The 23,304-nt window shown below is 65.0% G+C and carries 19 protein-coding genes; 8 read left to right on the top strand and 11 right to left on the bottom strand.

Annotated elements, in window-relative coordinates; all coding sequences use genetic code 11:
* Window positions 1-362: 362 nt before the first annotated feature.
* From NX02_RS06210 to NX02_RS06200, 3 genes are all read right to left on the bottom strand, one after another.
* Window positions 363-2,198: a UvrD-helicase domain-containing protein gene (locus NX02_RS06210; protein ID WP_025291329.1), complete on the bottom strand. Its 1,836-nt coding sequence runs from the start codon at window positions 2,196-2,198 to the stop codon at window positions 363-365.
* Window positions 2,198-4,333, bottom strand: coding sequence for an AAA family ATPase (locus NX02_RS06205; RefSeq protein ID WP_025291328.1), 2,136 nt, complete (start codon window positions 4,331-4,333; stop codon window positions 2,198-2,200). The genes NX02_RS06210 and NX02_RS06205 overlap by 1 nt, the downstream gene beginning before the upstream one ends.
* Window positions 4,334-5,018: 685 nt before the next feature.
* Window positions 5,019-5,327, bottom strand: coding sequence for an AbrB/MazE/SpoVT family DNA-binding domain-containing protein (locus tag NX02_RS06200; RefSeq protein ID WP_245648781.1), 309 nt, complete (start codon window positions 5,325-5,327; stop codon window positions 5,019-5,021).
* A 763-nt stretch (window positions 5,328-6,090) separates the two neighbouring features.
* Between NX02_RS06200 and NX02_RS06195 the strand changes: the two genes are divergently transcribed.
* Window positions 6,091-6,705 (top strand): gluconate 2-dehydrogenase subunit 3 family protein, encoded by a 615-nt coding sequence (locus tag NX02_RS06195; RefSeq protein ID WP_342671300.1) that lies wholly within the window; start codon window positions 6,091-6,093, stop codon window positions 6,703-6,705.
* A gap of 52 nt (window positions 6,706-6,757) precedes the next feature.
* The gene (locus tag NX02_RS06190; RefSeq protein ID WP_025291325.1) at window positions 6,758-8,434 is read left to right on the top strand and encodes a GMC oxidoreductase; all 1,677 of its coding nucleotides are present in this window, start codon (window positions 6,758-6,760) and stop codon (window positions 8,432-8,434) included.
* Window positions 8,435-8,507: 73 nt separating this feature from the next.
* On the opposite strand, the gene NX02_RS06185 is transcribed toward NX02_RS06190, so the two are convergent.
* Window positions 8,508-9,374, bottom strand: a complete 867-nt coding sequence (locus NX02_RS06185; RefSeq protein WP_025291324.1) for a LysR family transcriptional regulator — start codon at window positions 9,372-9,374, stop codon at window positions 8,508-8,510.
* A 144-nt stretch (window positions 9,375-9,518) separates the two neighbouring features.
* On the opposite strand from NX02_RS06185, the gene NX02_RS06180 reads away from it, so the two are divergent.
* Genes NX02_RS06180 through NX02_RS06160 form a run of 5 tightly spaced genes read left to right on the top strand, consistent with a single transcriptional unit; the run spans window position 9,519 to window position 15,447 of the window.
* Window positions 9,519-10,664, top strand: coding sequence for an isovaleryl-CoA dehydrogenase (locus tag NX02_RS06180; protein WP_025291323.1), 1,146 nt, complete (start codon window positions 9,519-9,521; stop codon window positions 10,662-10,664).
* Entirely contained in the window at window positions 10,661-12,262 is a 1,602-nt protein-coding gene (locus NX02_RS06175) for a carboxyl transferase domain-containing protein (RefSeq protein WP_025291322.1), read from the top strand. Before NX02_RS06180 ends, NX02_RS06175 begins: the two co-directional genes overlap by 4 nt.
* 58 nt (window positions 12,263-12,320) lie before the next feature.
* Entirely contained in the window at window positions 12,321-14,162 is a 1,842-nt protein-coding gene (locus NX02_RS06170) for an acetyl/propionyl/methylcrotonyl-CoA carboxylase subunit alpha (RefSeq protein WP_025291321.1), read from the top strand.
* Window positions 14,162-14,614 (top strand): MaoC family dehydratase, encoded by a 453-nt coding sequence (locus NX02_RS06165; protein WP_025291320.1) that lies wholly within the window; start codon window positions 14,162-14,164, stop codon window positions 14,612-14,614. Before NX02_RS06170 ends, NX02_RS06165 begins: the two co-directional genes overlap by 1 nt.
* Window positions 14,611-15,447 carry an HpcH/HpaI aldolase/citrate lyase family protein gene (locus NX02_RS06160; protein WP_025291319.1) on the top strand — a complete coding sequence of 279 codons (837 nt, stop codon included), beginning with the start codon at window positions 14,611-14,613 and terminating at the stop codon, window positions 15,445-15,447. Before NX02_RS06165 ends, NX02_RS06160 begins: the two co-directional genes overlap by 4 nt.
* A gap of 15 nt (window positions 15,448-15,462) precedes the next feature.
* On the opposite strand, the gene NX02_RS31330 is transcribed toward NX02_RS06160, so the two are convergent.
* The 5 genes from NX02_RS31330 to NX02_RS06135 all read right to left on the bottom strand — a co-directional run bounded on the left by NX02_RS31330 (window position 15,463) and on the right by NX02_RS06135 (window position 18,757).
* Entirely contained in the window at window positions 15,463-15,636 is a 174-nt protein-coding gene (locus NX02_RS31330) for a DUF1328 domain-containing protein (protein WP_025291318.1), read from the bottom strand.
* Between the two features lie 79 nt (window positions 15,637-15,715).
* Window positions 15,716-16,579 carry a DUF4253 domain-containing protein gene (locus NX02_RS30590; protein WP_025291317.1) on the bottom strand — a complete coding sequence of 288 codons (864 nt, stop codon included), beginning with the start codon at window positions 16,577-16,579 and terminating at the stop codon, window positions 15,716-15,718.
* 51 nt (window positions 16,580-16,630) lie between these two features.
* Window positions 16,631-17,557: a phosphatidate cytidylyltransferase gene (locus NX02_RS06145; protein ID WP_025291316.1), complete on the bottom strand. Its 927-nt coding sequence runs from the start codon at window positions 17,555-17,557 to the stop codon at window positions 16,631-16,633.
* A gap of 1 nt (window position 17,558) precedes the next feature.
* Window positions 17,559-18,149: a lysophospholipid acyltransferase family protein gene (locus NX02_RS06140; protein ID WP_025291315.1), complete on the bottom strand. Its 591-nt coding sequence runs from the start codon at window positions 18,147-18,149 to the stop codon at window positions 17,559-17,561.
* Window positions 18,146-18,757, bottom strand: a complete 612-nt coding sequence (locus NX02_RS06135; protein WP_025291314.1) for a CDP-alcohol phosphatidyltransferase family protein — start codon at window positions 18,755-18,757, stop codon at window positions 18,146-18,148. Before NX02_RS06135 ends, NX02_RS06140 begins: the two co-directional genes overlap by 4 nt.
* 323 nt (window positions 18,758-19,080) lie before the next feature.
* Between NX02_RS06135 and NX02_RS06130 the strand changes: the two genes are divergently transcribed.
* A complete protein-coding gene (locus tag NX02_RS06130; protein ID WP_047099746.1) occupies window positions 19,081-19,716 on the top strand; it encodes a cysteine hydrolase family protein in 636 nt (211 codons plus the stop codon).
* Window positions 19,717-19,799: 83 nt separating this feature from the next.
* Here NX02_RS06130 and NX02_RS06125 read toward each other — a convergent pair whose 3' ends face one another.
* Both NX02_RS06125 and NX02_RS06120 read right to left on the bottom strand, forming a co-directional pair.
* On the bottom strand, window positions 19,800-20,873 hold the full coding sequence (locus NX02_RS06125; protein ID WP_025291312.1) for a sensor histidine kinase: 1,074 nt from the start codon (window positions 20,871-20,873) through the stop codon (window positions 19,800-19,802).
* Complete coding sequence (locus NX02_RS06120) at window positions 20,870-22,309, bottom strand: DUF7125 family protein (RefSeq protein ID WP_025291311.1); 1,440 nt, start codon at window positions 22,307-22,309, stop codon at window positions 20,870-20,872. Before NX02_RS06120 ends, NX02_RS06125 begins: the two co-directional genes overlap by 4 nt.
* Window positions 22,310-23,304: the final 995 nt, after the last annotated feature.

Below are 23,304 nucleotides of genomic sequence, written 5' to 3'. Positions count from 1 at the left end.
CGACCCGATCTACGTCTGCTTGAAACGGAAGCGGACGGCCAGGCCAACCGAATCAGGCCATCGGCATCGCGCCAATTGTCGCCGTTTGAGAGCTCAGCGCCGGCCACCAACTGTTGCCCGTCCGCACTATGCCCGTCACCGCGCAACGATGGGTCCAGCATTGTATGGGGTTGGCGGGGATCGGCATGTCTGGTTTGGAGAGTGCTGTCGAGCTAAGCAGCCCTTCGTTCACTGGCAGCGGCTCGGCAGCTTCCCCCTAGCGATAGCGATCACCACGGGATGGAGGAAACATCGTGGCGGTTCCAAGCGCGCCATCGCCTAGAGCGCGGGCCGGGGCAACGCTAGGCACTCAGTCGTGACTGTTATAAATCCGCAGGTTCCACGTCGGCACCTGCCCCTGCATCAGCCGCGATCTGATCGTAGGCGTGCCGACAGGCGGCAAGGACCGTGGTGCAAACGTAGGGATCGCCACGCCCGTCAACGCGCCCTGTCTCGGCGATTAGATGGAGATTTTTTCGCGGGCGGGAGCAGATCACATAAAGCAGTTTCTTCGCGCTTTCTTCCGGATTCGGTTCTGCGAAATGCGGGACCATGCCTTGGAGCAGTGCGAAGGCGATGACCGTATCGAACTCCAACCCTTTCACGCCATGGATGGTGGAAATCGTGATGCCGGTGCGGCTGGCAAATGTCCGGCGGAACATGGCAATGTCATTGACGCCCTGAACGCCACTCGCAAGCAACCGCTCGATCTGGCGCTCGGACCTCGCAAAGAAGGTCTCATGGTGTTCTGCCAGCATGACATAGGCTGTCGGGTTGAACCCCACGCCCGAACTGAACTCCTCAAAAAAAAGCCGCAAAAACTCGAGCCCGTCCTGCGAGGCGATCTGGATCGTGTTACAAATCCTGAGGATATCTCGGCGCGTGACATTCGGCAGCATCACGCCCGCGTGGTGCAGGTCGGCCAAGACTTCCCCTGCCCAGCGCAGCCGACGAATGAACAGCCGGGGCGACGGCTCGGTAAGCGCCAGACGAGCGACCTTGTACCAAAAATTGTCTTGATCGCGAGCGAACGGCGCCATCCCCGGACCGTCAAAGGACTGGTCCGGCATCGCGGCCATCAGGCGGCGGGTAAGTGCCGCCAGCGACATCCACCAAGGACCGACAATGCAAATCTGGTTTGGCGGTATTTGGAGTTGCTCGATGTTATACCGGATCAGGCGGACGATCTCGTCCTCAAACCCCTGATGCGCGATCTGTTGGTCGAAGCTGATCTTGCTGGGATATTCCTTGAAAGCGCCCTCTGCGGTGACGACTGCGGGCGCAACATGGTAGTTCGAGTAATACTGGACGATGCGGTCCGACGAACGGTAATTAATCGAAAGGCTCTTGTGCGCCATGGCCACGCCGGAAAGCTGCTGGAAATCGCCGCGCGGCATGGCGTAGCCGCCAAGCGACGTGAAGATTGATTGGTTGGCGTCGCCAACCAAGAATGCCAGCGTCCGTCCCGCGCCCGCGCGCAAAATGGAGGCGACGATAGCGTACTGGATTTCCTTCGTGTCCTGCACCTCATCCACGAGGATAAACTTGAAAATGGAGCTAAGCAGGATTGAGATCGTCGGGTTATCCCGAACAAGCTCCCACGCGTAGAGAAGGATCATCTCGAAGTCGATGCGACGCTCGTCTCTCAACCCTTCCCAAAATGCCTCAAGCACGGCATGCACCGATGCTTGACTATGGGCGGGTGCCGCCAGCACCACGCCGTTGGTCGTGAAGTAGTAGCCGCAAATCGCGGGCGCGACCCTTGGCCGCATCTGCGATCCCAGCTCCTCCAAGCGCCGCTCGCTTTCGTGCTGATCCACAACGCGGAAGCCATATTTCAGTTGGTCATGCAGGATGCCGTAAGGGCGGAGCATCCAGTCCAGGCAGAACGAGTGGATGGTGCCGATCCACAATCGGCTCGTGTCCACGCCAAGCCGCTCGATCCGCTCCTCAATCTCCTCGGCGGCGCGATGCGTGTAGGTAATTGCGACAACCCACTGCTTCTCGGACTCCAGGCGAGATAGTTCGAGGGCAATTTTGTAGGTTAGCGCGCGAGTTTTTCCGCTGCCGGGGCACGCGCTCAAAAACACGCTGCCGGGATGCCGGATTGCATCGACCTGCTCGTCGTTCAGGTCGTCCTTATTCCAGACAAAGACCATCAGGCGTAGCCGAGCACATCGAGCACCGCGTCTCCCGGCAACACGGCGCCGACGCCGGCAATTATCGCTTGAGTATCAATCTCCTTGTTGCTGAATTGCCGAACAAGCGCGCGCACCTCGTCAAAATAATCGTCTCCAAGAAGCTCTGGCAGACCACTCTTTAACATCCGATACTCGATGATGTTCGTTGCCACGGCCCTCGAAAGCCGACCGTGCGTCGTGAACACAGCCTCCGAGATATAGGCGGGAATGCGGGCAGTCGGCGTAATGAGCTTCGCGAGCTGGATGGCGAACCATCCTTTTCCAGCACTCTTTGCCATCGTGAGAATGCGCGTGCCGTAGAGCGCCGCGTTATTCGACCTTAGCTCATTGGTTGCGGTCGCGATCGTCGCGGGATCGACATAGACCGTCGGCAAGGCAGCCACGGCGATCTCGACATTGCCGGCGGCGACGAAATCCACCTCGAACGTGTGAGGGGCCAAATGCAGCGATTGCCAATCGTTTCCGTCGATGAAGGCGGTAAGCCGCGCGCGCCTCGCGGCACCGGCGTTCTGCGATGCCGTTGCCCTTTCTTTGGCCCGGGTTTCATCGTCGGTGTCCAGCATGTCGGGCGCGAGATCGAAGAACGCCGCGTCAAGGTCGGTGATGATCGCACAGCGCTTCCGAATCCGCTGGTCGTGAAACAGAACTGCGACGTTCTCGAAGCCGGTGCTGCGAATGTTGACCAGACTGATGCCCAGCTCGTCGAGGCTGACACCGTAGACCTCTTTGATAAGGGCCGGGATCAAAATCTCCTCGGCGTCGCCTTCCACCAGGATCACGCTTTTCGCGAACAGAAGATTGCTGCGAACGGCGTCGAGGTAGCGCTGAATGCTGCGGATGGCTGGCGTCGCGAGGCCGGCGGTCGGCTGATACGACTCGCACCGGCCGCCATCACGACCAAGGATGTTGACGTTCTCGACATTGCTGACCTCCGAAATCTGGGTCGAGTGCGTCGAATAAATAACCTGCGTGTCGGGATAGGTCAGTTTGTCGAACAGGGTCTTTTGAATGTGCGTGTGGATGTGCGCCTCTGGCTCCTCGATAAGAAGGAAATTGGCGCAAGCTCGCTTGGCTTGCTGGTATTTGAATTCCAGCAGCTTGAGAGTCAGGAAAATAAGGTTAGCGCCGCCCAAGCTTAGCTCGTGAATGGCACCCTCATATTCGTCGTCGGTTTCGCCGACGAAAAGCTTGAGAGATTGGAAAAGTTTATCGGCCTCGGTCGGCACACCCGAGCGGATCGACAATCTCGCCGGAGAATACGCTTCACCGGCGGCGTCGCGGATCGTCTGGCGGATGTGCGAGCGCATTTCGCCGACGTCCGGCAACCCTTCGATGGCTTCGTTCAGATCTTTCACCCGCTGAGTGATCGGGTCCAAAGTGTCAGCGTCCAGTTCCCCGCTCTTGCCGCGCAGCAAAGTGAGAAGCGGGTTGGTGCGCTGTCCCTGAAATTCGCTCACCACATCGCGTAGCGCTTGAACGAAGGTGAAGCAGACCTCTTTGGAAACCGAGAGCACTGCCGGCATCCGTCCGCCGATCTCCGGCGGGCTTAGCTCGTCGGGAAACTCGACCGTATCGAAATTGCCGACCAAGGACTGGTAGACAGCCGGATCGGCGAAGTCCGCGGTGCTCTTGCCGGTAAAGACCGGCTCATAATCATCGATCGTGATCGTTCGTCGGAGCGCTTCCAAACCAGCCTGATCGCCCATTTCCAACTCGCCAAGTTTGGCTCGAATGGCGGCGTTTGGCCGGAAAATGAGGTTGTAGGTTGCTGTCCCGATCTGCTCATTTTCGACCACGCCAGTCCCATGTAAGAACAACGCTTGGATCGCTTCGTCCTGCGAGACCTCGCTGAACTCAAGGCTGATGATGATCCAGTGCCCGCGCCAGTTGCCGAGGCCGCGGTGAAAATCGCCATCATCCAGCTTGTGCGCCCATCGTAGCATGTCATCATCCAGCATCAACCTGATGGCGCGGAACAGGTTTGTCTTTCCGGAGCCGTTCTCGCCGATGATCGTGTTGATCCCGGCGTTGAACCGGAACGTCGCGTTGGCGAAGTTGCGGTAATTCACTAACTGGACGCGCGAGATATGCATTCGAGCCTCCCTCCCTGGGATCGAGCTTTACCACACGCGCTCCGGGATGCCTTGCAAATCGCGAAACGATGCATAGACGCGTGAGCGGTGCGGCCCTTCACTAACGACGAAGCGGATGCTCGATCTTGCGCATCACTATCCGGCATTGCTCGCTGATGGCCAGCCGAGATACTAAGCGCATCAACCGCAGCCGAGCGCGTGTGGCTCGCCTATCGCGGCGCGTGTTGCACCTCCGTCAGCCTTGCGTTGGGTGACACCGTCTATGCGGACGAGGTGGCGGGCAAGTGCTTCGCCGACTTGGGCCGCAAGCGCACTGTCGACTGAAGAGTTAGCCGCCAGTATGAGCGAGTGACCGTTTTTAGGGAGCGCCATCGGAGGGCTGAGCGGCCGGAACTGGGTCATTCCGTCAGTAGCGCCGAGTATCGAAGGGTCTAAAATGACGCGTCTAGCCGGCCCATGAACGGCCGCTATCCTGGGTTGCCCTCCGGAAGCTGTCGGCCTCCAACCGGCCAAACCTGCTCCTTCAGGAATGCGAAAGGCCACGCCGGCGAGCGTCAGGTTCTGGAACGACGGGACGTTCGAGCTGCCCAGCCCGATCGGCCGCTTTGTCCCAATCTCCGGCTCTTGATGCCATCAACATTAGCCCGCACTGGCATTGCACCGCGTACATGCCAAACATAAGCCTTCACCACGCTTCGCCACCCGCCTCAGGACCGAAATCGACCAAGTCTGGAAAGGTGTCCGGCGACATCCCTGCAAGCAGTTGGTCAAGATCATAGCACGGCGAGGTCGCAGCCTCGATAACGATCCGTCCGCCTTCCGCGCCTACATCGACAGCCTGATCGATGCGTATAGCGGCTGCAGCCATCACCTGCGCCGGAATGCGCACCGCGGCGCTGTTTCCCCACTTCTCGATCCGGACGCGCATGTCCCCACCCCACGCATCGACGCCCGCAATGGATACATAGCCGGCGCGGTCACGCAACGCCCGCATTCAGACGTCTTTTCCGACAGAAATCGAACGACGGAAAGCTCACGTCATCGGAAGATGTGCGTTCGGGGGGTGTTGAGGGGGCGTTAGGGGTGCGTAATGGGGGTGTTAGCCGCCTGTTAGATCCAGCGCAGTCGGTCGTCGCGCTGACCGGGTTCGCACAGCGCGTCGCCGCGAGCGGGACGATGCGGCCCCTCCCCGGCGTCCTGGTCGAACCGGCAGCCGCCCTAGGCACCCCTACCGCGAACCGACGATTCACGATCGATGGCAGATCGGCCATGCGACTGCGCCGGGCACCATCGGCAAGATCGGGCCGCGCGCGGCCAGCGACGGGGAGATTGCCGTGACGACGAACGAGACCCTTCCGGTTGCCGGGAACGACAGAATGATCGGCCGCAAGCGGCTGGAGAGACCGCCGCGTGTCGTCCGCATCCTTCTTCCACGATGGCAGGCCGACGATTCGGCGCTGCCCCCTCCCCCCACGCCGGCGCACGCGCTGCCCTTCGCAACGCCCGGCAACGGCGGCGACGTGGTAGCGCTCTCCTGTGCGACCGCCGGCCTCTCTCCGCCCTTCGCTCGCAGGATCAGGAAATATCCACCCTATCCTTTATGCTCTTCGCCCATCCCCACGCCCCCATCGTCCCGCGACCCCGGCACCCCGCGCGTGATAACGTCATCAACCCAATCGACAGCCCTTTGTCGATCCTCTACGATCATTGGAAATGGCCGCCGAAATGGCCTTTTGGGAGAGCGTTATGAGGCTTGAGTGGACGCACAGCGCCAGGGCGAAAGCATGACGATGTTCGCGCCGTCCAACATCCTTTCGATTGACCGCCGCACCGCGCTCGCGGGCTTCGCCGCCGTCTTCGGATCCAGCCTGTTCGCGCCGCTGGCGCGCGCGGCGGGCTATGAGCCGATCCCCAAAATCAACACCGGCAAGCCGGCCGTCGTGTTTACGCTCCCACAGCGCGCGCTCGTCACCGCGCTCAGCGAGCGGGTGATGCCGACGACCGACACGCCGGGCGCGATCGCCGCGGGCGTGCCGGAGTATATCGAGCATATGCTCGGCGACTGGGCGATCGACGACGACCGCGATCTCATCCTCGGCGGCCTCGCCGCGCTGGATGCGCGCAGCATGGCCGACTATCGCAAGCCCGCGCTCAAGGCGTCGGGAACCGAGCAGGATGCGCTGCTGACGCTCGCGATGAACGATCGCATCCCCGGCGGCGCCGAATTCTTCGAGGCGTTCCGCCAGTTGGTGGTCACCGGCTATTTCACGTCGGAGGTCGGGATCACGCAGGAACGGCACTATCTGCCCGTTCCCGGCGACTATGACGGCGCCTATCCCGCATCGAAGATCGACCGCATTTTCTCGGCCTGAGCGCAGCACAGCGCAGCGCCCGCCCCCACCCCGATATCGACAGGCAGACATCATGGCAGCAACGGATCGCTTCGACGCAATCGTCATCGGCTCCGGCGTCAGCGGCGGCTGGGCCGCCAAGGAGCTCACCGAAAAGGGGCTGCGCGTCCTGATGGTCGATCGCGGCCGGATGGTCGAACATGGCGAAGACTATCCCTATGACGGCAAGCCCGCCTTCGAGATCCCGGCGCGCAACCGGATGCCCGCGGCGTTCGTCAAGAGCGACTATCAGGGCCTGAACTTCTGGGTGCAGCCCGCCAACCAGCCCTTCTTCACCAACGATCGCCTCAACCCCTATGATTTCGATGCGCCCAATCCCTTTCGCTGGGTGCGGCCGGGGGTCGTCGGCGGGAAGTCGCTGACCTGGGGCCGCTGGAGCTTTCGCTGGGCGCCGTCCGATTTCGAGGCGAACAAGCGCGAGGGGATCGGGACCGACTGGCCGATCCGCTATGACGACGTCGCGCCCTGGTACAGCTATGTCGAGAAATATATCGGCGTATCGGGCGGGCGCGAGAATCTCGACTATCTGCCCGACAGCGAGTTCATGCCGCCCTTCCCGATGAACGTCGCGGAAACATGGCTGAAGGAGCGGCTGGAGACCGAGTTTCCGGGGCGAAAGCTCATCAACGCGCGGCTCAGCAACATCACCGAGGACAAGCCCGAGCAGAACCGCTCGCGCTGCCAGAAGCGGGCGCAGTGCGACCGCGGGTGCAGCTTCGGCGCCTATTTCTCGACCCAGGCGGTCACGCTGCCCGCCGCGCGCGCGACCGGTCGGCTGACGCTGCGATCGGACACCTGGGTGACCAACCTCGAATATGATCCGGCACGCAAGCGCGTCACCGGCGTCCGGCTCGTCGATGCCAATACCGGCCGCGCCGAGGTGGTCGAGGCACGGCTGGTGTTCCTCTGCGCATCGGCGATGGGGTCGGTCCACGTCCTGCTGAATTCGCGGCCGGAGGGCAGCGAGCGGAGCTATTTCCATTCGAATGGCGCGCTCGGCAGCGCGGTGATGGACCATATCTTCAAGGTCAACATCAGCGGCGACATCCCCGGCATGACCGAGTTCGTCGAATATGGCCGGCGCCCCGGCGGCGTCTACGTCCCCCGCTTCCGCAACCTCGCGGCGGAGGACCTGCCGTTCAAGCGCGGCTATGGCTATCAGGGCGGCGCCGGCCGGCGCCAGCCGGTGCCCGAGGGCTTCGGCGAGTCGATGAAGCACGGCATGCGGCGCTACGGCCCGTGGCGCTTCAATATGGGCGCGTTCGGCGAGTGCCTGCCCTATGAAGACAATCGCGTGATGCTGAATTTCGGCAAGACCGACAGCCGCGGCATGCCGTTGCTGCGCTTCGACGTGACCTTCCGCGACAATGAGATCAGGATGATGGACGATGCCCAGGCGCAGGGCGAACTGATGCTGCGCCAGGCGGGCCTGACCAACGTCACCAGCTCGCGCGGCACCCACATCCCGGGCGAGGCGATCCATGAGATGGGCGGCGCGCGCATGGGCCGCGATCCCAAGACCTCGGTGCTCAACGGCTGGAACCAGGCGCATGACGCGGCCAACCTGTTCATCACCGACGGCGCGCAGATGGCGTCGGTGTCGTGCGTCAACCCGTCGCTGACCTTCATGGCGATGACCGCGCGCGCGACGGACTATGCCGTCAAGCAGATGAAGGCCGGGACGATCTGATCGCGCAGGATCGGGCAGGTTTCACTGTAACCTTTGTCACCTTCGCCCGCCCCCCGACGCCCCGATCGCCCCGCTAAGCCCGCAACCCGCGCTCGATGCTCGTCATCAGCGCGATCGGCGTGGCGAGCAGATGCTCCATCGCGTCGCCCGCCACCCAGCCCAGGGTCCGGGTCGCCGCGAAGCCGGCGAGGCGCGGGCGGCGGATGCCGGGGTGGCGGTAGCAGGCGGGCATCACCGTCAGCCCCAGCCCCGCCGCGACGAACTGCAGCACGCGGTCGTCGTTGGTCGATCGCAGCGCGAAGTGCGGGCGCACGCCGCGTTCGGTGAAAAAGCGGCTGGTTTCGGAGAGCGCCTCGCAATGGCGGCGGACGATCATCGTCTCGTTCGCCAGCGCCTCCGCGGCGATCTCGGGCGTGTCCGCCAGCGGATGGTCCGCGGCGAGCGCGAGCGCATAGCCCTCGGTCGTCACCCGCCGCTCGGCGAAGCGGCCGGCGCCGCGGTCGACCAGTGTCAGCGCCAGGTCGATCCGGCCCTTGGCGAGGTGCCCCGCCAGCTCGCGCTCGGTGCCGAACAGCAGCTCGAAGCGATAGGCCTCCGCCGGCCGCGCCGCCGCGATCCCGGCCGCGATGGTCTCGCCGGGGATGCTGGCGAGCACGCCCAGCCGCAACGTCGGCAGGTCCGCCGACGCGCCCATCGACTGCATCACCACGTTGAACTCGCGCTCGATCCGGCGCGCGTGGACGAGGAAGCGGGTGCCCGCCTCGGTCAGCTCGACGCGCTGGTTGGAGCGCACGAACAGCGGCTGCCCCAGCGTGCGCTCCAGCTTGGCGATGCCCACCGACAGGGTCGGCTGCGAGACGTTGCAGGCGGCGGCGGCGCGCGAGAAATTGCCCTGGTCGACGACGCCGAGGAAGTAGCGGAGCAGGTAGCGGTCGAGCATCGTCGTCGGGGCTTTCGGGGCGGCGCGCGCGGCCGGCCTGCATAGCCGGCCTGCATAGATGGTATCAATGCAGTGCTTGGGGCAAGTTCAATTTCCCAAGCCTCTCCCGGCCGGCTAGAACCGCGGTCACAGGAGAGAATGCCAATGACCGACTTCGATTTCGCGCTCGGCGAGACGGCGGACATGATCCGCGACAGCACCGCGCGCTTCGCGACCGACCGGATCGCCCCGCTCGCCGCCGAGATCGACGAGAAGGACTGGTTCCCCCGCGATCTGTGGCCCGCGATGGGCGAACTCGGCCTCCACGGCATCACCGTGGAAGAGGAGTATGGGGGCCTCGGCCTCGGCTATCTGGAGCATGTCGTGGCGCAGGAGGAGGTCGCCCGCGCCTCCGCCTCGGTCGGCCTCAGCTATGGCGCGCATTCCAACCTTTGCGTCAACCAGATCCGCCGCTGGGGGAACCCCGATCAGAAGGCACGGTATCTGCCCAGGCTGATCTCCGGCGAGCATGTCGGCAGCCTCGCCATGTCGGAGGCGGGCGCGGGGTCGGACGTCGTCTCGATGAAGCTGCGCGCCGAGAAGAAGGGCGATCGCTACGTCCTCAACGGCACCAAGTTCTGGATCACCAACGCCGAATATGCCGATACGCTGGTGGTCTATGCCAAGACCGGCGAGGGATCGAAGGGCATCACCACCTTCATCATCGAGAAGGAGATGAAGGGCTTCTCGATCGGCCAGAAGATCGCGAAGATGGGCATGCGCGGCTCCCCCACGTCCGAGCTGGTGTTCGATGATTGCGAGGTGCCGGAAGAGAATGTGATGGGGCCGCCCAATGGCGGCGTCGGCGTGCTGATGTCCGGTCTCGATTATGAGCGCACCGTGCTCTCCGGCATCCAGCTCGGCATCATGCAGGCCTGCCTCGACGTGGTGCTGCCCTATGTTCGCGAGCGCCGGCAGTTCGGCAAGCCGATCGGCGCGTTCCAGCTGATGCAGGCCAAGATCGCCGACATGTATGTCGCGCTCAATTCGGCGCGGGCCTATGTCTATGCGGTGGCGCGGGCGTGCGATGCCGGCAAGACGACGCGGTTCGACGCCGCCGGCGCGATCCTGCTCGCCAGCGAGAATGCGATGAAGACCTCGCTTGAGGCGGTGCAGGCGCTGGGCGGCGCCGGCTACACCAAGGACTGGCCGGTGGAACGCTATATGCGCGACGCCAAGCTGCTCGATATCGGCGCCGGCACCAACGAGATCCGCCGCATGCTGATCGGCCGCGAGCTGATCGGCGCATGAGCGCGCCGGTGCTCGACACCCGGCTGGCGGCGGGCGGCGAGGGTTTTGCGGCCAACGCCGCGCACAACCGCGCGCTGGCCGACGATCTGCGCGCGCGGGTCGCCGCCGCCGCCGCGGGCGGTTCGCCCGCCGCGCGCGACAAGCATGTCGCCCGCGGCAAGCTGCTGCCGCGCGACCGGGTGGAGCACCTGCTCGATCCCGGCTCCCCCTTCCTCGAAATCGGCCAGCTTGCCGCCAACGGCCTCTATGGCGATGAGGTGCCGGGCGCCGGCCTGATCGCCGGCATCGGCCGCGTATCGGGCCGGCAGGTGATGATCGCCTGCAACGATGCGACCGTGAAGGGCGGCACCTATTACCCGGTCACCGTCAAGAAGCATCTGCGCGCGCAGGAAATCGCGCTCGAGAACCGCCTGCCCTGCGTCTATCTGGTCGACAGCGGCGGCGCCAACCTGCCCAACCAGGCGGAGGTTTTTCCCGATCGCGAGCATTTCGGCCGGATCTTCTTCAACCAGGCCAATCTCTCCGCGCGCGGTATCCCCCAGATCGCCTGCGTGATGGGCAGTTGCACCGCCGGCGGCGCCTATGTGCCGGCGATGTCGGACGAGACCGTGATCGTCCGCAACCAGGGCACGATCTTCCTCGCCGGCCCGCCGCTGGTGCAGGCGGCGACGGGCGAGGTGATCAGCGCCGAGGATCTGGGCGGCGGCGACCTCCACGGCCGCAGGTCCGGCGTGGTCGATCATGTCGCCGAGGATGACGAGCATGCGCTCAGCATCGTCCGCGACATCGTCTCCACCTTGCAGCCCGACCTGAAGCCCGACGTCAACCTGCGCGCGCCGGTGCCGCCGAAGTTCGATGCCGCCGACCTCTACGGCATCGTGCCCCAGGATGTGCGCGCACCCTATGACGTGCGCGAGGTGATCGCGCGGATCGTCGACGGGTCCGAATTCCACGAGTTCAAGGCGCTGTACGGCACGACTTTGGTCTGCGGCTTCGCGCATATCTGGGGCATGCCCGTGGCGATCCTCGCCAACAATGGCGTGCTGTTCAGCGAGAGCGCGGTGAAGGGCGCGCACTTCATCGAACTGGCCTGCCAGCGCCGCGTGCCGCTGCTGTTCCTCCAGAACATCTCGGGCTTCATGGTCGGCGGGAAGTATGAGGCGGAGGGCATCGCCAAGCATGGCGCCAAGCTGGTGACCGCGGTCGCGACCGCGCAGGTGCCCAAGGTCACCGTGCTGATCGGCGGCAGCTTCGGCGCCGGCAATTACGGCATGTGCGGCCGCGCCTATGGCCCGCGCTTCCTGTTCACCTGGCCCAATGCGCGGATCAGCGTGATGGGCGGCGAGCAGGCCGCCAGCGTCCTCGCCACCGTCCACCGCGACGCGGCCACGTGGTCGCCCGAGGAGGCCGAGGCGTTCAAGGCGCCGATCCGCCGGAAATATGAGGATGAGGGCAACCCCTATTACGCCACCGCGCGGCTGTGGGACGACGGCATCATCGACCCCGCCCAAACCCGCGACGTCCTCGGCCTCGCCTTCGCCGCAACGCTGAACGCGCCCATTCCGGATCGCGCGCAGTTCGGCGTGTTCCGGATGTGACGGTGCCGGTGCTACTTGTCCTCCCCGAGCGCCGCTCGGGGAGGAAATGGAGTTTAGTATGATCCCCTCCCTCCTCATCGCCAATCGCGGCGAGATCGCCTGCCGCATCGTCCGTACCGCGCGGAAACTCGGCGTGCGCACGATCGCGGTCCATTCCGATGCCGATGCCGGCGCGCTGCATGTGCGCATGGCGGACGAGGCGGTGCATATCGGCCCCTCCCCCGTTCGCGACTCCTACCTCAAGGGCGATCGCATCATCGCCGCCGCGCAGGCGACGGGCGCCGCGGCGATCCATCCCGGCTATGGCTTCCTCAGCGAGAACGCCACATTCGCCCAGTCCGTGATCGACGCCGGGCTGGTCTGGGTCGGCCCCAGCCCCGCCTCGATCACCGCGATGGGGCTGAAGGACGCCGCCAAGGCGCTGATGCAGCCGGCCGGCGTGCCGACCACCCCCGGCTATCTCGGCGAGGACCAGAGCCCCGGGCGGCTCGCGGCGGAGGCCGAGGCGATCGGCTATCCGGTGCTGATCAAGGCGGTGGCCGGCGGCGGCGGCAAGGGCATGCGCAAGGTGGATGCCCCCGCCGATTTCGCCGATGCGCTCGCGTCGTGCCGGCGCGAGGCGGCGGCCTCGTTCGGCAATGACCATGTGCTGCTGGAGAAGTGGATCGACAATCCGCGCCACATCGAGGTGCAGATCTTCGGCGATGCGCACGGCAATGTCGTCCACCTGTTCGAGCGCGATTGCTCGCTGCAGCGCCGCCACCAGAAGGTGATCGAGGAGGCCCCCGCTCCCGGCATGGACGCGGCCACCCGTGCCGCGATCTGCGACGCGGCGGTGCGTGCGGCGAAGGCAGTCGACTATGTCGGCGCGGGCACGATCGAGTTCATCGCGGATGGCTCGGCGGGGCTTCGCGCCGATCGCATCTGGTTCATGGAGATGAACACCCGCCTCCAGGTCGAACATCCGGTGACCGAGGAGATCAGCGGGCAGGATCTGGTGGAATGGCAGCTCCGCGTCGCCTCCGGCGAGCCGCTGCCGAAGCGGCAGGACGAATTGTCGATCACCGGCTGGGCGATGGAGGCGCGGCTCTATGCCGAGGATCCGGCGAGGGGTTTCCTGCCTTCGACCGGTACGCTCGACCGGTTCGAGATCGGCCCCTCCTACCGCACCGACACCGGCGTCGAACAGGGCGCGGAGATCTCGCCCTTCTACGATCCGATGATCGCCAAGCTGATCGCATGGGGGCCGGACCGCGATGCGGCGCGCCTGCGCCTCGCCGCGACATTGGACCAGACCTTGATCTGGCCGCTCAGGACCAACGCCGGCTTCCTCGCGAAGGCGTTGCATCACCCCGCCTTCGCCGAAGCACGGCTCGACACCGGGCTGATCGCGCGCGAGGGCGATGCGCTGTTGCCCGCGGCCACGCCGTCCGATGCAGCGCTCGCCCGCGCCGCCGCGACCCTGGCGGCACCGGGTCCGCTCGCCGGCATACGGCTCAACGCGCCGCGCCGCCTGGAAGGCCGCTTCCTGCTCGATGGTGCGGCGATCACCGTGGCGCTGCAGCCGGCTGCGGCCGCCACGCCCGCCACTTCCGCGCTGATCGCCGAGGGCGGGCAGGTCTGGCAGCTCCTGCCGTGGCGCGCGGTGGGTACGGGCGGCGCCGACGCGTCGGACGGCGCGATCCTGTCGCCGATGCCCGGCCGCATCATCGCCGTCGCGGTCACCGCCGGCGATGTCGTTACCAAGGGCCAGAAATTGCTGACGCTGGAGGCGATGAAGATGGAGCACAGCCTCACCGCGCCGTTCGACGGGACAGTGGCGGAACTCAACGCCGCCGAGGGCGGCCAGGTGCGCGAAGGCATGGTGCTGGCGAAGATCGAGAAGGCGGAGGCGGCCTGATGGCGGGCAGATATTTCGACCAGTGGGCGGTGGGCGACCGGATCGTCCACGAGATCCGGCGCACGGTGACCGAGACGGACAACCTCCTCTTCTCGACGATGACGCACAATCCGCAGCCGCTGCACATCGATGCGGAGGCGGCGAAGGCCAGCGAGTTCGGCCGGATCCTCGTCAACGGCACCTTCACCTTCGCGCTGATGGTGGGGCTGTCGGTGGGCGACACGACCTTGGGCACGCTCGTCGCCAATCTCGGCTATGACAGGCTGGTGATGCCCAAGCCCGTCTTCCTCGGCGATACGCTGCGCGCCGAGACTGAGGTGGCAGAGCTCAAGGAAAGCCGCTCGCGGCCCGAGGCCGGCATCGTGACCTTCACCCATCGCATGCTCAACCAGCGCGACGAGATCGTCTGCCAGTGCCTGCGCATGGCGCTGATCAAGAAGGCTCCGCAATGAGGCTGCGCTCGCTGCTGTTCGTGCCGGCCGACCGGCCCGAGCGTTTCGCCAAGGCCGCGGCGAGCGGCGCCGACGCGCTGATCCTCGACCTGGAGGATTCGGTGGCGCCGGAGAAGAAGGCCGAGGGCCGCGCCGCAGTGGCGGACTGGCTGGCGGGCGCCCGCGGCGTCACCAGCTTCGTTCGGGTCAATCCGCTCGACAGCGACCAGATCGCCGCGGACATCGCGGCGGTGCAGCCGGGCCGGCCCGACGGGCTGGTGCTGCCCAAGGCCGAAGGCGCATCGAGCGTGCTTGCGCTGCTGGCGCTGCTCGACAGGCGCCCGCCGCCGATCCTGCCCATCGCCACCGAAACGCCCATCGCGATCTTCCAGCTCGGAAGCTATGGCGCGGTCCGCGACCGGCTCGCCGGATTGACCTGGGGCGCCGAAGACCTGCCCGCCGCGATCGGCGCCACCGGCGCGCGCGAGGCGGATGGCAGCTACACCGCCCCCTATGAGATGGTCCGCGCGCTGACCCTGTTCGGCGCGCACGCCGCGGGCACCGCCGCGATCGAAACGGTCTTCCCGCGCATCGACGATGCCGACGCGCTCGCCGCCTATGTCGCCCGCGCGCGACGCGACGGCTTCACCGGCATGATGGCGATCCACCCCGCGCAGGTGGCGATCATCAACCAGGGCTTCACCCCGGACGCGAAAGAGATCGCCAGCGCACAGGCGATCGTGGACGCCTTTGCCGCCAACCCCGGCATCGGCGCGCTCAAGGTCGCGGGCCGTATGGTCGACCGCCCGCATCTGGTGCAGGCGCGACGCATATTGGGGCTGGCGGCGGAGTAGGGTCGATATCGCCGATCAGGTAACCTTCTTATAGATCGTCAGCCCCAGCACCGCGAGCGCGCCGGCGATGATGACGGCCAGCCAGAACAGCAGCTTCGCCAAGTCCCAGGCCAAGCCCGCAATGCCACCAAAGCCGATGACGCCGAGAACAAGTGCGATGATTGCGAAGATGGCGGCCCATCTGAGCATGCTCGATCCTTTCGATGTGGACGATATCAGGTAGAGGGGTAACGCTGGCAGGCGCGGTAGGGTCCGTCGCGCGACCCGTTCAATCCCACCAAAAATACCACCAACTGTTCGCCATCATCGCGGCTGCCAGTGGCGCGATGTCACCCGTCCCCTGCTCCACGATGTCCGGGCAATAGGCATAAACCTCACGCGCGAGGGTCATTGCCGCGGCACGTTGCGCCGGTGGCCGGGCGGCGCGGAGATTCATTACGTCCCCATTGATGCCGATCAGTTCAGCGCCATAACGCTCATGCCAGCGGCGCAGCGCTGCAACATGATATTCCGGCGGCGGACAAGCGTTCGAGCCGCCCCAGCGGAGATAGGCCGGCACTTTCCAGCAGAACTTCGCGGGGGTGAGTAGGATATGCACCCGCTCGTACAGACGCTGCGACACCACATCCATGGCCACGCTTAACCCGACCGAACCTGCAGACGCATCGGCAGGCCATTCACCATCCTCCGCCAGCAGGTCCTGCGGCTGATAGGCGCCCGGCCATTTCCGAAGATCTTCAGGAAATGCGATCCCGGCTGCGGTGGCAAGAATCTCGGCGGGCGCGCGCAACCCCGGCCCGGCGCCGATCTCGGGATCCTCGATCATGAATTGCTCGACGATGCGATCGAAATCCTCATCGTTGCCGATGACCACGGGCCAACCGCGCCCCGAGGATTTGAGTTCCTCCCACTTGGCGAGCGCCTCCGATCCCGGAACCGACACACGCTCATAGGTGAACGCTGCCCTAGCCTTAGCCTGCAGCGTATCATAAGAAGCGCGTTGCTCCGGCGTCAGCCGATCGACCGCCGAGCCCGAGGGTTGCGCCCTGCCACGGTCAGCCAGGCACCCCAGCGCCGTCGCGCCGAGCCCACCCAGCAGGAGACGGCGCGTGAGGAAGGGGGCATCGCTCATGCGTCGCTCGTCGCATGGTTCAGGAGCCCCGGCAAACCGTTTGCATGTACCTCACATCGCGAAAAAGTAATTTACGAGGTGGAAGAACACCGGCGCCGCGAAGCTCACCGAATCCATCCGATCGAGCGCGCCGCCATGGCCCTCGATCATCGTGCCCCAATCCTTGGCGCCAAGCGAGCGCTTGACCGCGGAGAGGACGAGGCCGCCGCAGAAGCCGGCGAGCACAATCGCGAGCGCCAGCAGCGCCGCCTGCCACGGCGCGAAGGGCGTGATCCACCATAGCCCCGCGCCCACCGCCGTTGCGGAAAGGCCGCCGCCGATCAGCCCTTCCCAGGTCTTCGCGGGGCTGATGCGCGGGGCGACCTTGTGGCGGCCGAACAGCTTGCCGAACACATATTGCAGCACGTCCGAAAGCTGGACGATGGTGATCAGGAAGAACAGCAGCAGGAAGCCCTGCCCCTCGAAGCCGGGGATCTTCAAGATCAGCAACGCAGGCGCGTGACTGATGCAATAGACGGTCAGCATCAGCGCCCACTGGATGCGCGCGGTGCGCGCCATGAAATCGTCGGTCTCGCCCTTCAGCACGGCCAGCACCGGCAGCATCAGGAAGGCCCAGACCGGGATCAGGATGCCGAACAGGCTCTGCCAGCCGCTCCAGATCAGCGCATATTGCAGCGGGATGAAGAGGTAGAAGGCAACCGCGACCGCGCGATGATCCTCGGGCCGGGTCGGCGTGATCGACAGGAATTCGCGCAGGCAATAGAAGGAGGTCAGCGCGAACAGCGCGATCGTCAATTCCTTACCGACGAAGAAGGCGACCGCGAAGATCGCGATCATCACCCACCACGCCTTGATCCGCGCGTTGAGGTTGGCGACGGTTTCGGTGGCGGCGCGGCGGGAGAGCGCGAAGCCCACCGCCGAGGCGACGGCAAGCAACGCGAAGACGCCGCCGAACAGCAGGATCATCCGATCGTTCACATCACGCTCCCAACGCACAGACCGCGGCACGCGCGCGGGCAAGAAAATGGGGTTTGGCCTCGTCGGCGATCGTCGGCAGCGGCGCACCGAAGGTGGCGGTGCACATGATCGGCGCCGGCAGGATCGCGCCCTTGGGATAGGCGCGGACAAGGTTGGTGAGATAGACGGGCACCAGTTCGACCGCGGGATAGGCTTCGGCCAGATGCTGCAGCCCGCCCTTGAACGGCCCTGGCTGCGGATCGCTGTGGCGCGTGCCTTCGGGGAACAGGATCAGCGAATGGCCACGATCGAGCACCGCGCGCAGCGCCGCCAGCGGATCGCGGCGCGCGTTGCGGTCGATCAGCACCGCGTTGAGCACGCGCGTGGCGATATAGCGGCGCACCGGCCCCCTGCCCCAATAATCCTGCGCCGCGACCGGATGCGTCACCGCGCGCAGTTCGGGCGGCAGCGCGGCCCACAGGATCACCGTGTCGAGATGGCTCGAATGATTGGCGAAATAGATGCGCTGCCGCGGATCGGGCGCGCAGCCCTTCCACCGGGCATGACCGCCGACGAGGAAGCGCGTCGCGCCGCGGATGAGCCAGCCGATCATCGCGCGGCCGCCCGCAGCGCAGCGGCATAGCGCATCATCCGACGCACGCTGGTGATCGCGGCGCCCGCGCAGATGATTGCCAGCACCCACGGCATCGCCGGCACGAAGAGGCTCGCAACCGCGCCCAGGCTGAGCAGCGCCATGCGATGCTGCTTCGCCATCGGACCGCAGAATTGCTGAGCCAGCCCCACCGTGCCGCCCAGCGCGCGGACATAGGCGGTGCCCATCGCGAACACCGCCGCCGCCCAACCGAGCACCGGCACGCTGGCGCCATAGCCTGCCGCAACGAGCAGCAGCGTATCCTCGATACGGTCAGGAAATTCGTTGTAGAGCGGGCCGCTGGCCGACTTGCGCCCGCCTTCCACCGCCAGCAATCCATCCATCAGATTGGCGAGCAGGCGCAGTTGGACGCACAGCGCCCCGCCGAGCCACAGCGCCGGCCAGCGCGGCGCGAATAGGAAGCAGGCGGCACCAACAGCGGCGAAGCCGATCCCGCCGACCGACACCGCGTTGGGCGTCAACCGCGTCTTCAGCAGCAATCGGGCAAGCCCCGCCGCCCAGCGCGTATTGCGCGCCTTCAACGGCCGGCGATTGGCAATCTCAGGCATCGACACATCCTCTGCAAGCGGCGCCTAAATCGCCGCTCACGAGGAGATCGCACATAATTATACATTGTTCAATTTAAAAATTGAACGCCGTTCAATTCTGATGGATATGATGCTTTCTGAAGAGGGTCGACATGGGCTTCGCTTCGTCGGGTGGGCGCCTCAAGCCTGCTGATTCCGCCACGTTGCCTTGCTGAACCTGACCGAACCAAGCTTTTCGGGCGCGCTGGCAGATGACGCCCATCCTCCGGTTTGCTGCGTGCAGATCATGGCGACGAAGCGAAACCCGGGAGGGCCGCATACGTTAATCGCTCAGGAGCGGACAGATGAACCCCGATCGACCTGATGGCCCCCAAGCCCCGGCGCATGATCGGCCGCGAGGGCGGCCAGCGCTGCTGATCATCGACATGATCAATTGCTTCGACTTCCCCGGTGCGGACGTGCTCGAGCCCAAGGCGGCGCACGCCGCATGCGCCATTCTCAGGATCAAACAAGCGATGACCGGCGCCGGTTATCCCGTCATCTACGTCAACGACAATTTCGGCGAGTGGCATTCGGAAAAGTCGCGCCTGGTCGACCACGCCCTTGCCCAGCCAAACCGCGCTGCCGAGTTGATCGCGCCCGGTGACGAGGACTTCTTCGTCATCAAGCCGCAATTCTCCGGCTTCTACGCGACCAACCTGCCGGTCCTGTTGCCCAAGCTGGGCGTCAGCCGCCTGGTATTGACGGGCATCGCGACGGATATCTGCGTCCTGTTCACCGCCGCCGATGCGCATATGCGCGACTACGCGCTATGGATTCCGAAAGACGCCGTCGCAGCCGAGAACGACGATCGCGGCCAGTTCGCGCTCGACACGATGCGCGAAACGATGGGCGCCGAGACGCAAGCGAGCGACGCGCTGAGCCTGGATGCCTGGATGGCCCGGCTCGATCGCGGCGACGACACGCGGGACGGCGCCTGACAGCTCCGGTCACGCGTCCATCGGCTCTGGGGTGCGCAACAGCGTTGGACTTTGTGACTGGCGTTGGCGCGAGATGGCATTGCTCACGCGCCGGGCAAATACCGGTCGGCCTCGGAGTCTTCCGCCAAACGCGAAAGCGGCCCTTGAACCGTGCATCGCAGGCCATCGGCCGCGAAAGAGATATCGGGTTTGCCGCCGAACAGACTGGCCAGAGCCGAGCGCAAATAGCGCGTGCCGTAGCCGGCGTGCGATGGCTTGACCACCGTCGGGCCGCCTTCTTCCCGCCACTCCATCGAAAGATGCTGGCGAAGATCGGCGAGGATCTCCCAGCGGAACGTCACCCGGCCATCGGCGACGGAAAGCGCGCCATATTTGATCGCGTTGGTCGTCAGTTCGTGCAGGCACAGCGCGAGAGTCGTCCCGGCGGCGCGGGTCAGGGTGACGGGCGGCCCCTGCACAACGATCCGGCTGACGCCCATCTGGCGATAGGGGTCGAATGTCAGTGCGGCAACCTCTGCGATGGAGATCGATTCCCCCTCGGCCTGGAAGACCGCCGAGTGCACCCTGGAGAGGGCCTGAAGCCGCCCGCCGAAATCCTCGGCCAATGCGTCGATGTCCTGGGCTCCGCGACGGGTCATCTCGAAGATCGAGGATACGCTGGCCAGGATATTCTTGACCCGGTGATTAAGCTCGCGGCGAAGTTCGACCTCGCGGTCGATATGGTCTCGGACATTAAGCTGGCGCAATCGCGCCAGCAGCGCCGACTGAACGCCGCTGACCAGTTCGACCGGCGTCAGCGGGCGCTGATAGAAGAGCTGGCGCGAACGCGACCAAGCCTCCTCGAGCGCCGCCCTAATGCGGGCGTTGGGCGAAGCGCGGTCGAGCAGGACGACGATCGGCATTTCCGACCAGGGCGGTTGGGCGCGCAGATGCTCGCCGATGATGGCGATCAGCCCCGGGGTCAACGCTTCGTGGGTCGTCACGATCACCCCCGGCCCGGCGGCAAGATGCGCTGCCAGGTCGGTCGCCGTACAGGCCGCGACGGCGATGTCGTGTTCGCTGAGCAGCCGGACCAAATACTCCGCATCCCGCCGATAGGGCGCGAGGATGAGAACTTGATCGAGCGCGCCCGGCTCTTCCGGATCGGCTTCGCTCATGCCGTCGGGAGCGGATTGAATGGCACGACCGTGATTCCCGCGCTCTTGATGAAGAGCTCATGGACGTCGAGATCGTGCGGGCCATGGCGCTTTTTGACGACGGTGATGTTACGGCGCAGGCGGCCCTCATCCTCCATGATACGCAGCAGCAGCACCGTGTCGCCGAGGAAGCTGACATCGACGTCGATTCCGACATTCTGGCCAAGCAATCCGTGTTGGGCAACGATCAGCATCGTAAGGACACCGGATCGCGCGAGATATTTGAGCAGCGACTGGATGTCGCGAACGGCCTTCTCGCGATGCGGCAGCGAATTGAGGTAGCCGGTGAAGCTGTCGATGACGACAACCCGTGTCTTGAACTCGGTAACGATCGACTGGACGATCTGGGCGAACTCCCCCGGCGATATTTCGTTCGGACTGAAATCGCGGATGATCAACTGGCCATCCTTGTGGAACTGACGCAAATCCATTCCGAGGCCTTCCGATCGCCGGAAGAAGGTTTCGAGCCGTTCCTCGAACAGGAAAAGCGCGACATGTTCGTCCCGCTTGAGCGCCGCCATCGCGTAGAGCGATGCCATGGTCGATTTGCCCGTGCCCGCCTGGCCGATGACCAGGGTGGTCGTGCCCGATTCCTGTCCGCCGCCAAACATGTCGTCGAGCGTATCGACACCCGACTTGATCAGCTGGGCCTTGCGCGCATCGATCGCGTCGCCCGGAACGATACGCGGGAAAACCACCACGCCCTCGCCCTCGCGGATCGCCATGTCGTGATAGCCGTCGGCGATCGGTACCCCGCGCATCTTGCTCACCTCGATGCGCCGACGCACCGAACCATAATCCTCAAGCGACTTGTCGAAGCGGATGACGCCGTGGGCGATGCCTTCGACCTCCTCCCCGCCGGTCGCCGTCTCGCTCGTCTGCGTATCGAGCAGCATGGCGACAACGCTGCGCTTGGCGAGGAACGCCTTGAAGCCAAGCAGTTCCCGGCGAAAGCGGGGCGCATCTCCCGTGATCAGCCGGATCTCCAGCAGGGAATCATAGACGAGCCGCTGCGGCTTGTGCTCCTCGATCGCCTGCTCGATGGCTTCGCGGGTCTCGTCAAGCCGCAGTTCGGCAGTCTGGAAGATCGTCTGATCGGCAGCGCCGTGCACCGCGTCCGTCGCCGACAATTCTTCGATCCGGATGCCATCGAGCGTCCACCCGTGCGATTGGGCGATCGCCGTCAACTCGGCCGCGGTCTGCGAAAGGCTCACATAGATGCAGCGTTCGCCCGCCTCCACGCCGGCACGCAGGAACTGCAGTGCGGCGGTCGTTTTGCCCGCCCCAGGCGCGCCTTGCAGGATGTAGAGATTGGACGCGGGCAGACCCCCGCGAAGAATCTGGTCCAGTCCCGCAATGCCGGTCGAAACCTTCGCCGGGGTTTTGCTCTTACTCACACGTGTCTCCTTGCCGCGATCGGGTCGCGAAGATCGAGCGGGCGTTGCTGCCGGGGTTGGCACGGGTGATCGACGCGGTGGCGACCATAGCCGCCCGGACACCGCATGTGAACGCGGGATACTGGGCCCCGGAGACGCTCGTGCGGCGCATCTTCCCAAGGAGTATAGCCCCTGCGCTCGATACGCCCGCTCGCCGTCGAGCCCCTCGAAAACCGGATCGAAACCAATGGCACTCAGCCCGGGCAAAATGTGCGGATGCCTTACGCACCCTCTCGTTGGCCCAGCGCACCTCGCGGATCTGGCGTTCCAGCGCCTTCAGCTTATGCCTGTTCAGCTTATGCCTGCAAAAATCTGCTTGGGAGACCGGCATGCCTGCCGGCGTCGATCTCACCCTTCTCTACCCCCTCATAGGGCGCCTCCGCCACGCACACGAGCACCACCGCGGCCCGGCGCGACGGCTAAACCCGCTCACGATCTAATCATACGGATCGCCCCTCGCCGGCCTAAAGCGAACATCTTCGCGCCTTGCTCATAGGCTCCACTCTCCCGGACGTTAAAGCCTCCGGCAAATCCGGGAAGAATTCAGTTCGGAAGATGATTGAGACTGGATCGAAGCGGCGGCAGGCTTTCTCACGCCGCACGCCCTTCACGCCCTTTATACACCGCAAGTCGGACCGACAGGCAGCGATGGAGCATATGGCGGCTGGGGCTTGTTAGCGCGCCACCGGCCTGACCGGTCGGCCAGAGCCCGGGTATAGGCTTCACCGCGGCCGTCAGTTGCAAACCTCATCTGGTCTGACCCAATGGTAAGATCGTTGTTGACAAAAAACCGAACTACTCCGACAACGGGCGTGTTGGTAGCGTTACCAGCGGCGAACCGGGGAATCCGGCGCCAGCCTTGGAGGGGTGAAAATGTCTGGATGTCATAAGCGGATTCGGGTTTCGTTGCTGGCGGCTTCCGCCGTTGGATCTCTTGCGATTTCACATGTTGCGAG

The organism is Sphingomonas sanxanigenens DSM 19645 = NX02 (assembly GCF_000512205.2).
GTDB lineage: Bacteria > Pseudomonadota > Alphaproteobacteria > Sphingomonadales > Sphingomonadaceae > Sphingomonas_D > Sphingomonas_D sanxanigenens.
This window is presented reverse-complemented; position numbering and strand designations above follow the sequence as displayed.

Bases quoted from the DNA above. Each gene is read 5' to 3' on its own strand.
- NX02_RS06210 (WP_025291329.1), bottom strand. From the start codon at position 2,198: ATGGTCTTTGTCTGGAATAAGGACGACCTGAACGACGAGCAGGTCGAT.
- NX02_RS06205 (WP_025291328.1), bottom strand. From the start codon at position 4,333: ATGCATATCTCGCGCGTCCAGTTAGTGAATTACCGCAACTTCGCCAAC.
- NX02_RS06200 (WP_245648781.1), bottom strand. From the start codon at position 5,327: ATGCGGGCGTTGCGTGACCGCGCCGGCTATGTATCCATTGCGGGCGTC.
- NX02_RS06190 (WP_025291325.1), top strand. From the start codon at position 6,758: ATGGCAGCAACGGATCGCTTCGACGCAATCGTCATCGGCTCCGGCGTC.
- NX02_RS06185 (WP_025291324.1), bottom strand. From the start codon at position 9,374: ATGCTCGACCGCTACCTGCTCCGCTACTTCCTCGGCGTCGTCGACCAG.
- NX02_RS06180 (WP_025291323.1), top strand. From the start codon at position 9,519: ATGACCGACTTCGATTTCGCGCTCGGCGAGACGGCGGACATGATCCGC.
- NX02_RS06175 (WP_025291322.1), top strand. From the start codon at position 10,661: ATGAGCGCGCCGGTGCTCGACACCCGGCTGGCGGCGGGCGGCGAGGGT.
- NX02_RS06170 (WP_025291321.1), top strand. From the start codon at position 12,321: ATGATCCCCTCCCTCCTCATCGCCAATCGCGGCGAGATCGCCTGCCGC.
- NX02_RS06165 (WP_025291320.1), top strand. From the start codon at position 14,162: ATGGCGGGCAGATATTTCGACCAGTGGGCGGTGGGCGACCGGATCGTC.
- NX02_RS06160 (WP_025291319.1), top strand. From the start codon at position 14,611: ATGAGGCTGCGCTCGCTGCTGTTCGTGCCGGCCGACCGGCCCGAGCGT.
- NX02_RS31330 (WP_025291318.1), bottom strand. From the start codon at position 15,636: ATGCTCAGATGGGCCGCCATCTTCGCAATCATCGCACTTGTTCTCGGC.
- NX02_RS30590 (WP_025291317.1), bottom strand. From the start codon at position 16,579: ATGAGCGATGCCCCCTTCCTCACGCGCCGTCTCCTGCTGGGTGGGCTC.
- NX02_RS06140 (WP_025291315.1), bottom strand. From the start codon at position 18,149: ATGATCGGCTGGCTCATCCGCGGCGCGACGCGCTTCCTCGTCGGCGGT.
- NX02_RS06135 (WP_025291314.1), bottom strand. From the start codon at position 18,757: ATGCCTGAGATTGCCAATCGCCGGCCGTTGAAGGCGCGCAATACGCGC.
- NX02_RS06130 (WP_047099746.1), top strand. From the start codon at position 19,081: ATGAACCCCGATCGACCTGATGGCCCCCAAGCCCCGGCGCATGATCGG.
- NX02_RS06125 (WP_025291312.1), bottom strand. From the start codon at position 20,873: ATGAGCGAAGCCGATCCGGAAGAGCCGGGCGCGCTCGATCAAGTTCTC.